The organism is Morganella sp. TYF_1 (assembly GCF_043105645.1).
GTDB classification, from domain to species: Bacteria; Pseudomonadota; Gammaproteobacteria; order Enterobacterales; family Enterobacteriaceae; genus Morganella; species Morganella morganii_B.
This window is the reverse complement of the sequence record NZ_JBICLU010000007.1, coordinates 52,799-66,920: the sequence shown is the minus strand read 5'-3', so window position 1 is coordinate 66,920 and position 14,122 is coordinate 52,799. Positions and strand designations below refer to the sequence as shown.

At 39.4% G+C, this 14,122-nt stretch carries 12 protein-coding genes; 1 reads left to right on the top strand and 11 read right to left on the bottom strand.

Translation table 11 applies throughout. From position 1 onward, the window contains the following. Positions 1-7: 7 nt before the first annotated feature. The 10 genes from wzy to cpxR form a co-directional block, all read right to left on the bottom strand. A complete protein-coding gene (wzy, locus tag ACF8OF_RS01795; RefSeq protein ID WP_392495531.1) occupies positions 8-1,207 on the bottom strand; it encodes an oligosaccharide repeat unit polymerase in 1,200 nt (399 codons plus the stop codon). Then, positions 1,204-2,193 carry a glycosyltransferase family 2 protein gene (locus ACF8OF_RS01790; RefSeq protein ID WP_392495530.1) on the bottom strand — a complete coding sequence of 330 codons (990 nt, stop codon included), beginning with the start codon at positions 2,191-2,193 and terminating at the stop codon, positions 1,204-1,206. The genes wzy and ACF8OF_RS01790 overlap by 4 nt, the downstream gene beginning before the upstream one ends. Then, complete coding sequence (locus ACF8OF_RS01785; RefSeq protein WP_392495529.1) at positions 2,180-3,700, bottom strand: lipopolysaccharide biosynthesis protein; 1,521 nt, start codon at positions 3,698-3,700, stop codon at positions 2,180-2,182. The genes ACF8OF_RS01790 and ACF8OF_RS01785 overlap by 14 nt, the downstream gene beginning before the upstream one ends. Beyond that, a complete protein-coding gene (locus tag ACF8OF_RS01780; RefSeq protein WP_392495528.1) occupies positions 3,694-4,122 on the bottom strand; it encodes a GNAT family N-acetyltransferase in 429 nt (142 codons plus the stop codon). The genes ACF8OF_RS01785 and ACF8OF_RS01780 overlap by 7 nt, the downstream gene beginning before the upstream one ends. Beyond that, positions 4,106-5,032, bottom strand: coding sequence for a DegT/DnrJ/EryC1/StrS family aminotransferase (locus ACF8OF_RS01775; RefSeq protein WP_392495527.1), 927 nt, complete (start codon positions 5,030-5,032; stop codon positions 4,106-4,108). Before ACF8OF_RS01775 ends, ACF8OF_RS01780 begins: the two co-directional genes overlap by 17 nt. A gap of 4 nt (positions 5,033-5,036) precedes the next feature. Beyond that, positions 5,037-5,750, bottom strand: a complete 714-nt coding sequence (locus ACF8OF_RS01770; protein WP_392495525.1) for a WbqC family protein — start codon at positions 5,748-5,750, stop codon at positions 5,037-5,039. A gap of 4 nt (positions 5,751-5,754) precedes the next feature. Next, a complete protein-coding gene (gene vioA, locus ACF8OF_RS01765) occupies positions 5,755-6,849 on the bottom strand; it encodes a dTDP-4-amino-4,6-dideoxy-D-glucose aminotransferase VioA (RefSeq protein WP_392495524.1) in 1,095 nt (364 codons plus the stop codon). Between the two features lie 3 nt (positions 6,850-6,852). Continuing rightward, positions 6,853-7,716 carry a glucose-1-phosphate thymidylyltransferase RfbA gene (gene rfbA / locus ACF8OF_RS01760; RefSeq protein WP_392495523.1) on the bottom strand — a complete coding sequence of 288 codons (864 nt, stop codon included), beginning with the start codon at positions 7,714-7,716 and terminating at the stop codon, positions 6,853-6,855. Between the two features lie 509 nt (positions 7,717-8,225). Then, a complete protein-coding gene (gene cpxA / locus ACF8OF_RS01755) occupies positions 8,226-9,596 on the bottom strand; it encodes an envelope stress sensor histidine kinase CpxA (RefSeq protein WP_024473658.1) in 1,371 nt (456 codons plus the stop codon). Then, complete coding sequence (gene cpxR, locus ACF8OF_RS01750; RefSeq protein ID WP_004236626.1) at positions 9,593-10,297, bottom strand: envelope stress response regulator transcription factor CpxR; 705 nt, start codon at positions 10,295-10,297, stop codon at positions 9,593-9,595. Before cpxR ends, cpxA begins: the two co-directional genes overlap by 4 nt. A 154-nt stretch (positions 10,298-10,451) precedes the next feature. Here cpxR and ACF8OF_RS01745 point away from each other — a divergent pair, with 154 nt between their 5' ends. Next, complete coding sequence (locus ACF8OF_RS01745; protein WP_392495521.1) at positions 10,452-10,949, top strand: Spy/CpxP family protein refolding chaperone; 498 nt, start codon at positions 10,452-10,454, stop codon at positions 10,947-10,949. A 205-nt stretch (positions 10,950-11,154) separates the two neighbouring features. Here ACF8OF_RS01745 and ACF8OF_RS01740 read toward each other — a convergent pair whose 3' ends face one another. Then, the gene (locus ACF8OF_RS01740) at positions 11,155-13,692 is read right to left on the bottom strand and encodes an autotransporter outer membrane beta-barrel domain-containing protein (protein WP_392495520.1); all 2,538 of its coding nucleotides are present in this window, start codon (positions 13,690-13,692) and stop codon (positions 11,155-11,157) included. Between the last annotated feature and the right edge of the window lie 430 nt (positions 13,693-14,122).

Here is a 14,122-nt window from a genome sequence, read left to right as displayed (position 1 = left end):
AATAAGATTATTGAGTTGTAGTTTTGCTTATGTGTGATTTATGTTTGAAGCGAAAACGAATCCTTTTTATATATTGAAATATGATTGTGTATATCATTATATTGAAGTATGCCCCGAACCAGCCATGAAATAAAAATATTATAGAAAAACATGACAGTAACATGTAAAGATGATACTCATTATGTTTGGCTAAATAATACAATGGAATAATATAGAAAAATACCAAGTAAACAGCTATTAATATCGAGTATTCTCGAGTGACAAATATCCAGCTAACAATTCCAGTGTTAATGTTCCATGAGGGATTATCTATATTATATATTACCGAAACGGCATACTTACTTAATGTAACAGAGTCATATGATAATAGTTTAAGTACAATTTTTTGAGGTAACCCTTCCCACCAATATGTCAAGAATTGATTATTTATATAGTTTTCATAAAATAAATCAGAATTATTCATAAAAATAGAGACATGTCCCAGGTGTTGAAACCTATTAAAGATATATTGCAGTGAGGTATTAATTTCCTGTATATTTTTATAAAGACTAATATTGCTAAAATACTGTGTTATATTGCCATGATTTCTAATTAACCATTTTAACTCTATAAGGTTCGGAATAAACAGTAATAACAGAAGCAGTAATATTATTGAAATTAACAGTCGTCGAAAAGATAAACGAACAGGATAATATCGAATCAACATAATAAAACCAATCAAAAATAATCCACCAAGCCAACCTCTTGATGACATTGATAAAGCAAATATGATAGTGTTGATAAAGAAGATTAAATTTGATGGTATTAATGATGATATAATAAGAAATAAATTATCTGGTTGTAATATGATAAATATCAAGTTAGCAGTTGTTTGTTCTGATAATCTATAACTGCTTCCGGCAATATTTAAATTATAATACTTATTAAATAGGAAAAATGATAGTTGAATTAATATTAATAAAATCCCCCAATTATTATTTATAGATATTTTATCAGGGCGTTTATTCTTAATGATAAATGTATTTGTAATATAGAAAAACACTAAAAATAGTGAAATACATATATATGACAATATCATTGTTTCTATAGGCAAATTGAAAAATTGCCCCTCGACAATAATTCCATTATTATTTATTCCATTAATAAGAGCTAAAGTATTTGATGCAAAATATAAAAGAATAACGATACGAAATGGATTGAGTATCATGGTTGTTTATTACTATTATAGCCGCGAAATATTGAACGAGTTTTGCATAAAGCAATAGAAAGCGCGGGCAAGGGTTTAAGAATGAAAAAAAGTAATTGAATGGCTGAATAAATTTTGATATTTACAGATTTTTCTATATATTTCTTGTAGTCACTTTTGTTACCCAGTGTTGCACTTTGATAAGCATACTCCATCATTTTTTTTGCGTATGCTTTTTTAATAAGGGATTGGGACTGCCTATTTTGTATGAGTGCATTTTCAAAAATTCGAGAGGAACCAGAGACTATAGCTGTATTTACTCTTGAGTTACTAGCAGAGACGCCAGTAAAATATCGATACGCACCGAGACATTTATCGATATGATATATATTTTGATTTGTTTCATTTAGTTGAGCAACGTGGACTTCTATATCTAAAGTCGAGTCATTAAATTGATCCCAAAATGATGATGTAAATACGTTTCTGAACATTTTTGATGAATGTGCAAAAAAAGGTAAGCACTGATATAAATCAAAAATATTATATTTTCCTGTTTTCATATTTCGGAAACTATCTTTGATTATAATATTATTTTTATTAATCACATTGACATTGTGAGTGCATATAATACAGTCAGGGTTGCTTTCTAATATTTCAACTTGCTCTTGTAGCTTATTTGGATAAGCATAATCATCCCCATCAATATGGAAAATGTATTTACCTGTAGCACATGTATATGCATCAATTAAGTTTTTTACAGTGCCTTTATTTTCTTTTTGTAGAATTGGAAATATTAAGTCTGGATGTTTTTTTTGAAGTTCCTTGATAATTAATTGTGTACCATCTGTTGAACCATCATCAGCGATAATAATTTGATAGTTGAAATCGGTGTTCTGTTTAATGAAGCTATTTAAACAATGTTCAATATAATTTTCTTGATTATATGTAATAATACAAACGGATGCCATATATAAAAATTCAGATGATGCTGATTTAATTTTGTTCATTTTTTTTCACAATTTTAAAAGTATTTTTATATTTAGATATAAGCAAGGAAAATAATAAATTAATCAACGAAATAATAGTTATGGTAAATAATGCATACAATCGACCATACTCTGATGGAAATTGATTAAGCCGTGGTAAATAAAAATAGAGCGTTATTGATATAATAATGGGCAGGGAAATTATGGATAATATATCATTTAAAAACCAGTCACGATGTACCCCGGGGGATACTTTTCTGTGTACATATGGAACCCATAAAAAAAGAAAAATAATATTTACAAATATCCATACATATCCTGAACCTATTCCGCCAAAATGTAATGATGCAAAGATCACAAGGGGAATAAATAAGATAGCCATACCTATATTACCAATTAAATGATATTTAAGATTGCCTTGAGCATATTGAATATAATATGGAAATGCAGATATAACTAACATTATATTTCCTATTATATAAAGCCTTAATATTGGTGAGGCTTTTAATGTTAATTGTATATCACCAGACCAAGCGTATATGACTAAATCAGGGAAAAATATAATTGTTATAGCGAATGAACCTACCAAGATACAAACAAGCCGAGTTGCTAATTTATATATTTCAATTGCTTCTGATACTTTATTTTTGGCATAAAGATTCGCTAAGCGAGGCATTATTGCTGTGCTAATCGGAGTGTTTATTATCATAATTCCATTGGCAACAAGGACAGCTATAGTAAAGTAACCATAATCTTTTAATGAAAGAATTCCAGATAGTACAAATTTATCTGTTTGAGTGACAAGAATCCAAATTGATGAAGTGAAAGCAATAGTTAAAGAAAATTTTAATAAAGGAGATACGGATTTAATATATTTTAGTGTGATACGCCCTGATTTTATATCTTTGGGAGTGAGTGTATTGGAATAGAAAATTAATACAATTAATTCTATAAATACTATTATTAACTGATATTGGAAAAATACTTTTGGAGTAAAGCCATATACCCACATTACTCCAAAAACTATAACAAATCTAAACGTGGCAATAACTGCATTTATACTACTTAGTATTACTAGTTTTTCATGCCCTGTTATGATTCCTCGATATAACCCACTTAACCATCGAAGAGCTACACTTATAGACATGACTTGAACTGAAAATACAACTTCTGGTATTGTTAGTTCTGTAGGTTTTAACCAATATAGTGCGATATCATTGGATAGTGAGAATAAAATTCCTCCACCTATAAGCGCTACAGATATAAATAAGTATGACAATAAATTAAGGAATTTTTTATAGTCAATTTCCGAGGTTGCACCACTTTTATATCGTGCAGTTTCTCGACTAATTGTAGGAGTAAGTCCTAAATCTAAAATATTAAACCAAGATTGTAAAAGTGAAAAAAAACCAACTAATCCATATGATTCAGCACCCATGTAATGGACGTATAGTGGTAAAAGTAGTATACCAATTCCAGCTATATATATTTGGCTTAAATAATTTGAAATAATATTTGCTTTCAGCATAGTTTTAATAACATGAAAAATGAATGTTCAGTTTCATTAACAATATTAAAGTTAAATTTTTCATAGAAGCTAATGGCTTTGGTGTTATTCTTGTAAACTTCTAATTTAATCGAGGGAATATTCAACTCTATAAGAGTATTAATATTATATGAAAGTAGTTGACTGGCTATGTTCTTTCCACGGAAGTTATTATGAACTGCTAAGAGAGTTAAGAATGATTCATTCTTATTAACATAAATTGCGCTTAGTGAAATGAGCATGCCATTAAATTTATTACATGTTAAATTGGCGTTACGGTATAGTTTGTCGGCAAAGTCTGGTAAGTGCAGTCGGGTACTTAATGGAGGAGTGAAGTAATTATCAATAGTTATCATAAAATCTAAGATTTCTGGCTTACTCGGAACTTCAATTAAGGTATTCATGAATTTCCTTGCATATCAGATGTATATCATTCTCTGTCGTATCTTGGTGTATAGGAAGATTAAGTATACTATTTGAGATTGCTGCAGAATTTGTAAATTCTATTTTATTAATTTCATCAATTAGCCGATAGTATAATGAGATAGTTATAATATTTTTATTGGCCAAATGAAAATAAAGCTTTTCACGTAAATCATTATGTATTAATACCGGGAATGTCTGAGGGATATCTTGTGAGGTAAGTTGATATAGAGATGTGAGATATGATTTATCTGAAAAAAAAGTTTGGAATATGAGATAGTTTTTCTTTCTTTTTTGGTAAATCAAATCCAAATCTGCATTGGCATATATTCTTAGGTCATCAGCATTTATATCGTCTTTCTGATTTATTCCTTTAATGTCGTTATAGTATTTAGTATTGTTTACCTTTAGAATGCCACCAGACGAAGAGGCTAAATATTTATGTATGGAAAAAAATGAAAAATCCCCATAATTTCCAATTTTATTATCAGGGGATAAGTTAAAGTAATGTGCGCAATCTTCAACTAATATAATGTTATTTCTGGTACATATATCGCGTATATGTTTCATATCTGTGCGACAAAAGCCAAAATAATGTATTACTAGCAGAATACTAATATTGTTATTTTTAATTCTATTTTCTAAATCTGAGATATTGATGCTTAGATTACTATTTAATGAATAAAAAATAGTTTGTATATTATTTTCTAGTATAGCATCATATACGCCAGAGCCTTCTTTATCATTTCGACCTATATAGGATGGTAGTAGCATAGTGGTTTCTAATGTTTTAAATTTACCTATAATTACGTTCCAAGCAGTTCTCGCATTTTTAGTAAAAATTAAATTTTTGGTACAGTTATTTTGCTGTTCTGGTTTTTTGGTAATCATAATATTAATCTTTAGTTATACTGTAGGCTTTAATAAAACTCATTACTGTTTCTTTTGAATTAAACATTAAGATGTCTATTATAGATAATCCAGGTTCAAAGCTATTTACTCCTTGTTTGTATTCTTTTAGCTCTGGATTTATAAATAATAAATTTATACCAGCATCAATATATTTTTGTTTATCAAAGAATGATTTTCCACCTGGAGCATTTATATATGTATCAGCTCCAATTTTTTTACATATTTCCAGAGCCCATTCATCTGGACTGTTTACATTATTTATGATATCGCTCTGTTCCGAGTATACAGTTATGTCTGTTGTTATACCCAAGTATGCACTTATTTTTCGAATAATATTTTCGTTTAACTTGGATATTTTTGTATATTCTCCTTCCAGACATTGATTCACTAAGCTCAAGGTTTGCGTATAATATGGTGATATTTTTTTATAAATTTCTAATTGAGCGAATATTTTACTTTTCCAATCAATATCATTATTGATTTCCATATCGACTATAGAGGTATTTAATGGTGACTTAACAAGAGGAACTTTTATATAAGAACTTCCACCTGATAATTTTAATATCCGATTTCTTTCTATCCATCCTTTTCTCATAAATTGTGGAGTATCAAATATTATGAACTTGTCACAACTTTGTATTAAGCTAAAATATCCTATGTACGGAAAGAAATATGGTTGCATTATTGCTACATTCATAATTTTATTCTTTAATTAATCTAATAATATTGTTGATGTCTGAAATGTCTAAAGTAGGATATATAGGTAAACATAATACTCTTGATGCAATTGACTCTGCATTTGGAAGGTTTTTAGATGATTCAAAACCACGATACATTGGCATTGAACTTATTAATGGATAAAAATAACGCCTGCTTAAAATATTATTATTTTTTAATTTCAAGTATAGTTCGTCACGACTGAGTGGATATCCGTCATTAACTAATATTGGAAAATATGAATAATTTTTACTGGCATCAGCCGAGAAATTAATAACATCTATTCCAGGGATTTTTTTTAATTCATTTCTATAATAGTTATCTATTTTTTCTCTCTGTTGTATTGCATTATCTACATACTTTAATTGCAATAACCCAAAGGCGGCATTGACTTCACTCATTTTACCATTAATGCCTGGAGCAGTGACAGTTACTTCATCAGAAAAGCCAAAGTTTTTTAAATAATCAATTCGTTGTTTCATTTTTTCGGTTTTGCAAATAATTGCACCACCTTCAAATGTATTAAAAACCTTAGTTGCATGGAAGCTTAGAATAGACAGATCGCCATAATCCAATAAACTATGACCTTTATATGAAACACCAAATGCATGTGCTGCATCGTAAATAACTTTTAGTCCATAAATATCAGCAATTTTTTCTATTTCTTCAACTGCACAAGGGTTTCCATAGCAATGTACCGGCATTATCGCTGTTGTATTTGGTGTTATAGCTTCTTCTATTTTCTTAGGATCGATATTACATGTCTCTGGATCGATATCTACAAAAACAGGAGTTAAGTTATTCCAGATAATCGAATGTGCTGTTGCTACAAATGAGTAGGGAGTTGTAATAACTTCACCAGATATTCTTAGTGTCTGTAAAGCAGTGACTAATGCAATTGTCGCATTAGTAAAAAGTGATATATGTTCTACATTTAAATAATTACAGAGTTCTTTTTCTAATCTTTGATGAAATGGTCCGTTATTTGTGAGCCACTTATTGTTCCAAATTTCTTCAAGATAGGGTACAAATTCTTCTAATGGTGGTAAATATGGTTGTGTGACGGGTATATTTTTCATATGTTAATCCAATAATAAATTTAAATATTTACCATAGTTGGTTTTTGCTAATTTAACCGACAGTTGTTTAATTTTATCTGACGTCAGCCACCCCTGCCGGTAAGCGATTTCTTCCAGGCAAGCAACTTTAAAACCCTGCCGTTTTTCAATGGTTTCAACAAAACTGGCGGCATCCAGCAGGCTGTCGTGTGTGCCGGTGTCTAACCAGGCAAATCCGCGTCCGAGCAACTCGACTTTTAATTTATTGTTCTTCAGGTAAATTTGGTTAACTGTTGTGATTTCCAGTTCACCACGCTCAGATGGCTTTATATTTTTAGCGATTTCAATAACATCGTTATCGTAAAAGTATAAACCGGTTACAGCATATTTAGATTTTGGTTTAACCGGCTTTTCTTCAATTGATACAGCATTATAGTGCTCGTCGAACTCGACTACGCCAAATCGTTCCGGATCTTGCACTTCATAACCGAACACAACTGCCCCTTCTTCTAAAGAAGCGGCTTTCAGCAGTTTAGGTGAGAAACCCTGTCCCCAGAAAATGTTATCTCCGAGTACCAGACATACAGAGTCATTACCGATAAATTTCTCACCAATGATAAAGGCTTGTGCAAGACCTTCTGGTTCAGGTTGTACGGCATATTCCAGGGAAATACCAAAATCACTGCCGTCACCTAATAAACGCTGAAAACCAGATTGATCTTCCGGTGTTGTAATAATTAATACTTCCCGGATTCCTGCCAGCATGAGTACAGAAAGCGGATAATAAATCATCGGCTTATCATAAATAGGCAATAATTGTTTTGAAATTCCTAATGTAATAGGAAATAAACGTGTACCTGAACCACCTGCTAAAATAATACCTTTCACAGAAAACCTTGCTGATTAATATAATGATTATATTCTTTTGACCATAGCTACCGCACTGGGTTACCCGCTCCCAGAGTGCGCTATTGCGAGTTTATCCTACTGATTCTATTGATAAATTTCGTCAGTAAGAGTTGTGGTGTATTACAGAGGGCTGATTTTTCAATAAATTGGTAAATGATTTATACCAAATCAATCAGCGCTATTTATATTTGCTGCCAAAGGCTAGTCCGATTACCCGGACAGGTCAAGCATGATAACACTCGCGAGTCTTTCATTAAACGAACTTTATGCGGTTTAATCGGCTAATATTTTTTTTAAATTCTGTCTTTTTTGGGATAGCAGCAGAAAAAGTGTTACTTTAAGCCAGAGCTTTGGATTATTACTTTTTATAATCGGCACATGCGCAATCACAGCAGAAATGTTTTATTACATCATGTTGATAGCAATGGTGATTCCTGCTTAAGAAAGAATAGTTACCGGGACTGATTTCCCGGTAACGACAGAGAGTTTCAGCGCGGGTGCAGCGGCAGCCAGATTTCCAGCCTCAATCCGCCGAGCGGGCTGTCGTTGGCGGTGACTTTACCGTTGTGCTGGCTGATAGCGGTGCTGACAATCGCCAGCCCGAGCCCGGTACCGCCGGATTCGCGGTCACGGGCTTCGTCAGTGCGGTAGAATGGACGGAAGATATGTTCGCGATCTTCCGGGCTGACGCCCGGACCATCATCATCCACCACAATGCTGATACCTTTGGTGTCGGCACTGAAGGCGACCTGAATGTGCTGGTTTGAGTAACGCAGCGCGTTACGGACAATATTCTCAAATGCACTGCCGAGAGCGGACGGGTTGCAGTAAATTGTCCACGGGCCCGGCGGGGAGGTGATTTCCAGCGTTTTATGGCGCTGTTCCGCCTCAAACTTCGCATTGTCGAGAATGTCATCCCACAGCTCATTGGCTTTGATGTTCTGGCGCAGCAGCTCATTTTTGTGCTGACTGCGGGAAAGCACCAGCAGATCATTGATCATGCCGTCGAGGCGGTGAGTCTCTGTCTCGATGCGTTCCAGCTCTTTACTCTCACCGTGGCGGCGGCGCAGCAGTGCTGTGGCCAGCTGAAGCCGGGTGAGCGGGGTGCGCAGTTCGTGGGAGATATCGGATATCAGCCGCTGCTGTGCGTTCACCATGCGTTCAAGGGCGCTGATCATCTGGTTAAAGCTGTTACCCGCCGCCAGGAATTCCTGTGGACCGGCTTCCAGTTCCGGATGCTGGCGCAAATTCCCCTTGGCAACATCATCCGCCGCGTTTTTCAGTTTTCGTGCCGGTTTTGCCAGACTCCACGCCAGCCAGAGCAGCAGCGGGGTGCTGATCAGCATGGTGGCGGCCAGTAACAGGAACGGACGGTCGATCAGAAAGTTGATAAAGTCAGACTGCGCGGTGTTCGCCGGGCGGATCAGATAAAGCTGATAGCGGTCTTCGCCGTCCCGGACTTCAAACGGCCCGAGCAGCTCAATGCGGCCGTAACGTTTCTTTTTCGGGTTGTCAGTGTTATCTGATTGGCCCATAAAGTTACGGATGACCTGGGAATCATTACGGATAGGCCCGATGATCCTGCCTTCGCTGGTGACAATAATCAGGCGCTTGTCCGGCGGTGTCCATTTTACCAGGGCGCGGGTCAGCCGCCGCCACCAGAGCAGGTCATTCGCCGGATCCTGTGCGAGATCAGATTCAATATGTTGCTGCAGCATCATACCCTGCCGGTACTCAGCCTCCTGGAGCGGCATCAGCTGCCGGGAGTCGAGCTTCGGCACCATCAGCACCAGTAACAGCACCAGTGCCAGGGTAAACCAGAAGATGGCGAAAATCCGCGCCGTCAGGCTGCTTATCATGTTGCTGATACCATCAGGTAACCACGACCGCGTAAGGTTTTAAACCACGGCAGGCCGTCTGTGCGCTCCGGTAATTTGCGGCGCAGGTTGGAAATGTGCATATCAATGGCACGGTCAAACGGCGTCAGACGTTTGCCCAGCACTTCCTGACTTAAGTGTTCACGGCTGACCACCTGGCCGAGATGCTGTGCCAGCAGGTAAAGCAGGGTGAACTCAGTCCCGGTCAGATCCAGCACTTCGTCGCCGAAGCTGGCTTCCTGACGGCCCGGGTTGAGCTGGAGTTTATCTACCATCACCACGGAAGAGTTACTGCTGCTGTCGCTCTGCTGCTGTTGCTCACTCCAGTTGGAGCGGCGCAGAATCGCGCGTATACGCGCCACCAGCTCGCGATCGTTAAACGGCTTCGGCAGATAGTCATCCGCACCCAGTTCAAGCCCCAGAACACGGTCGAGGTCACTGCCGCGTGCGGTCAGCATAATCACCGGTGTCTGGTAGTTCTGGCGCAGTTCTTTCAGGGTTTCAATCCCGTTTTTGCGCGGCATCATGATGTCGAGCAATAACAAGTCTATGGAATCGTCAAGGAGGGTCAGTGCCTGCTCGCCGTCATGTGCAATGACAACGTTGAACCCTTCCATATCGAGTAATTCTTTTAACAGCGAGGTTAATTCGCGGTCATCATCAACAAGCAGTATTTTATTCATTATTCACGTCCTCCACGTGCAAAATACGACAACAAACGTTTCTATTCCATGACTTTACGTTCTTTTACATGCTCTGACGCATGTTTGCAGCCGGGTGCGTATAGTTAATTCCAACGGGTCAGGTGACGCAGACTCAGAAGTTTAAGGAGCTACTATGGGTAAGATAGCAACAATCACTTTAGCGTCAATGTTTGTGATGCAAAGTGCGCCCGGACTGGCGCAGGATTCAGAAAGTGATGGCTGCGTTACCCCGGTGCAGAGTCACAGTCAGTATAAAGGTATAACGACATCAGGGGGAGATGGTTATACCTCTATGTTGACCGGTATCCGGTTAACGGAACAGCAACGGATGCAGTTGCGGGATCTGATGCACAATTACCGCGACCAGTTACGGAATGTCCGTAACCTTGCAGAAGATGATATTGCGCTGTACGAGCTGGTTAAGGCCGAAAAGTTTGATGAAGCGGCGGTGCGTAATCAGCTGGAAAAGGAGATGCGCAAGCGGCTGGATTACCAGGTTGAGATGATACGGGTTCATCATCAGATGTATCAGTTACTCAACCAGGAGCAGAAAATGCAGCTGGATGCCAATTTTGAGCCGGAGAGTATTCATACTTCATCCGCCTCCTCCGCGCAGAATATGCCGGAATGAATTTGTCAGTAGTCATTTGTCAGAGTAGTGAAGTCAGTAGAGTCGTTAAGTAGCACCCAAGAAGTTTTTCCTTGCCATAGACACCATCCCTGTCTTTTACAGCCCCTCTTGAGGGGCTTTTTTTTATCTGTTTTTTGGGTACCGGAGATGCAGCCGGTAAAAAAAAGCGGCCTTGCGGCCGCCGTAATTGAATCACAACGAGAAATTAAAAGTTGTAGCGCACGCCGATATTGCCGTGCAGCGGCGATTCCGTTTTGTCGCCTTTGCGGTAATCGATTTCCGCATACGCCTGAATCTGCGGCGTGAAACGGACTGTTAACCCGCCGCCTGCTTTCAGGCTGTCCCCGGAGAAATCGGTATCAAACGTATTGCGCTGGTTAATGGTCACATCATTATTGCTGATAAACTCATGCTGCCAGGCCAGTGTGGCGTAAGGGGTGATGATCACCTGATTGTTCAGGGTGAAATCTTTACCCGCGTGCAGGCCGAGCTCGGATTGCAGGGATTGCTGTGCATCCAGTTTTGCCTGCATATTATTGTTCAGGTGAACTGATTTGCTGTCCGCACGCATATAGCTCAGGCGGGCATACGGCTCGGTCCGGAAGGCGTCCGGCAGATCAAAGGAGTAACCGGCTTCTGCGGATGCGCCGTAAGCATTCTGTGAATAATCCCCGCGGATGCTGCTGCGGTTGGTGGAAACCGCACGTAACTCATTGTTAAAATGGTTATATTTCAGCACACCATCGAGATACCAGCCGTTATCTGAGAACCAGGTGGCGTAACCCCCGGCAGTGACACTGTCGATGCTGCTTTCGCCGCCGCGCTGATGCTTCAGTTTGACATCGTTATAGCCGGTAAAGACGCCGAGCCACAATTTGCCGTTTTCCAGCGGGACGGATTTATCCGCACCCAGCTCAAAACCGGCCTGATTCAGTTTAAAGTGTGTGTGTCCGGTGCCTGCACGGGTTCTGTCGCCAGTCAGGCGCACCCATACCCCCGCATCGCCCTGATTATCCCGTAATTCGCCGCGGCGGAACCGCAGATTATCGAGTTCGTGATTAAAAATCAGCTGCGGCGCGGCAGACATGGATAACACTGCGTCGGTGGACGGTGTGGTTTTATTGTCCGGAACAACCGGCGGAACCGGCTTTTCAGGCTCGCCGGGTTCACCGGTATTGTCATCTTTCTGAGCCGCCAGATACCAGATTTTGCCGTTCTGCTCATCACGCTGATAGAGCGAGTACATATAGGTCCCGCCGTCCACCGCATTGATATTGGTACCGTCGAGGGCGCTCAGGCGGAACTGTGCATTGCTGCTTTCGTCCGTGATTACATCAAGACGTGACTCATCCGGACGGGTAATTTCAGCCCCGGAATCCTGTACATTCAGAGCATGGTCACCACTGCCGTTACGGATGGTGAGGTAATCACCCTGTTGTTCCGCAATGGCTGTGTTCATATAGAATGTCTGGCTGCCGGAGAGATTATCAATGGTCAGATGGCTGTACCCTGCATTAACCGGCGCAACAAACCGGATCTGCCCTTGTCCGCTGAGCGAACCGGCAAAGGCGGTATTCCCGGTATCGCCGGTGATCACCAGCAGGGTGCTGTCCGTGCCGGATAAGATAATATTTTCCGCATATGCCCCGGCATCTGCCGCCAGTCTGTCTTCCGCACCGGCAGTTAGTTGTACCTGAGACTGCTGATTAACGGTGGTGACGCCGAGGAGCTGTGCGCCGGCCGCCAGCCAGCTTTTGGCGCGATCACTCAGTGTGGTATCTGTCGCGGAGGAGGCTTCGTAAATACGTTGTACGGCGGTGTCATAGAGTTTGTTATTAATCGCTTGTCCGCCGCCTTTAATAATCTGGGCACCGCCGTTTTTTATCCGGTTAACTTCCGCAATACCGGCAGCAGCGGTAGTATTTTGACGGAAAATATATTGCTGACCGCCATCAACGGTTGTATTGGTGGCTTTGGAATCATCGACAACATATTGCCGGGCTCCGGCGTTCACGAGGGTATTATCGGCAAACCCTTTGCCGTGCAGTTGCTGTAATCCGCCGTCATTAATAATGGTACTGTCCGCAAATCCGCCGGATTTCAGCATCTGGGCACCGCCGTTATTGACAACGGTATCCAGGGATTTACCGTCCTGCTGGACATATTCATAACCGCCGTCATTAACCTGTGTGCCGGTTGATTCCCCGCCCAGGTAAATAAATAATTTCCCGCCGCTGTTGACGGTATTATTTTCAGACTGGCCCGGATCATCTGCTGTACCGGTATTACTGACATAAACAGTTCCGCCGTTGAGTACGGAATCTTTTAATGTTCCGCCGTCCAGAACACGGATTAATCCGCCGCTCTGAATATCAATACGGCTGCCGGTAGCCGGAAAACCGGTGTGATACCCGTCCACAGCGATGTTAGTATTTTTTCCTATCCAGGCTTCAGCGCCGCCCTGAACCCGGGAATCCTCAAACAGGCCAAGCACACTGAGTTTACTGCCGCTCAGCAGGGTCAGCTCTTTGGCAATCCCGATATAGTCTGCGGGATCGCCGATAACCGATGCGCCAACCTCATAGCACTGATCCGCGGTGAGTTCTCCGGTGAGTGTTGAGCTCCCGCCGTAAGTGATACTGCCTCTGTCACCACAGAATGTTTCTGCCATCACCAATGAAGGCGCGGTGGTAAAAATAACGGACAATATGGCGAGATGTAATATTTTCTTTTTTGGTTTCATGAGTAATTCCCTGGTGTCGGTATATATAACAAAAGCCATTTCGTCAGACGAAAAGGGTAAATATTTAAAGCAGTTATTTTTATTTATGAGATAAGTATCTTATTTAAGATTTGTTTAATCAACGGAGAGCAATATGCATATTTAAGTGGTTTTTTTAATTTTATTTGGTGGGAATGAATCTTAATACACAGGATGAATGAAGGTAATCTGATGGTTTTTTTATTTTATTGTCCAGTATAATATTCTTGTTAAGTCTGTTTTTGGGTTGGTATTGTTGTTTAAATTCCGGATTTGATTTACCGGAGGAAATGGCGATACCCGTGATATGAGTAATAATGATGGTGTGATAAATATTAAATTAGTATGTCTGAATGTTACTGATATTCTTGTTTTTAATACCTGCCATAAGTAATATTCAATAATTGCAAAA

Bases quoted from the DNA above. Each gene is read 5' to 3' on its own strand.
- wzy (WP_392495531.1), bottom strand. From the start codon at position 1,207: ATGATACTCAATCCATTTCGTATCGTTATTCTTTTATATTTTGCATCA.
- ACF8OF_RS01790 (WP_392495530.1), bottom strand. From the start codon at position 2,193: ATGAACAAAATTAAATCAGCATCATCTGAATTTTTATATATGGCATCC.
- ACF8OF_RS01785 (WP_392495529.1), bottom strand. From the start codon at position 3,700: ATGCTGAAAGCAAATATTATTTCAAATTATTTAAGCCAAATATATATA.
- ACF8OF_RS01780 (WP_392495528.1), bottom strand. From the start codon at position 4,122: ATGAATACCTTAATTGAAGTTCCGAGTAAGCCAGAAATCTTAGATTTT.
- ACF8OF_RS01775 (WP_392495527.1), bottom strand. From the start codon at position 5,032: ATGATTACCAAAAAACCAGAACAGCAAAATAACTGTACCAAAAATTTA.
- ACF8OF_RS01770 (WP_392495525.1), bottom strand. From the start codon at position 5,750: ATGAATGTAGCAATAATGCAACCATATTTCTTTCCGTACATAGGATAT.
- vioA (WP_392495524.1), bottom strand. From the start codon at position 6,849: ATGAAAAATATACCCGTCACACAACCATATTTACCACCATTAGAAGAA.
- cpxA (WP_024473658.1), bottom strand. From the start codon at position 9,596: ATGATAAGCAGCCTGACGGCGCGGATTTTCGCCATCTTCTGGTTTACC.
- cpxR (WP_004236626.1), bottom strand. From the start codon at position 10,297: ATGAATAAAATACTGCTTGTTGATGATGACCGCGAATTAACCTCGCTG.
- ACF8OF_RS01745 (WP_392495521.1), top strand. From the start codon at position 10,452: ATGGGTAAGATAGCAACAATCACTTTAGCGTCAATGTTTGTGATGCAA.
- ACF8OF_RS01740 (WP_392495520.1), bottom strand. From the start codon at position 13,692: ATGAAACCAAAAAAGAAAATATTACATCTCGCCATATTGTCCGTTATT.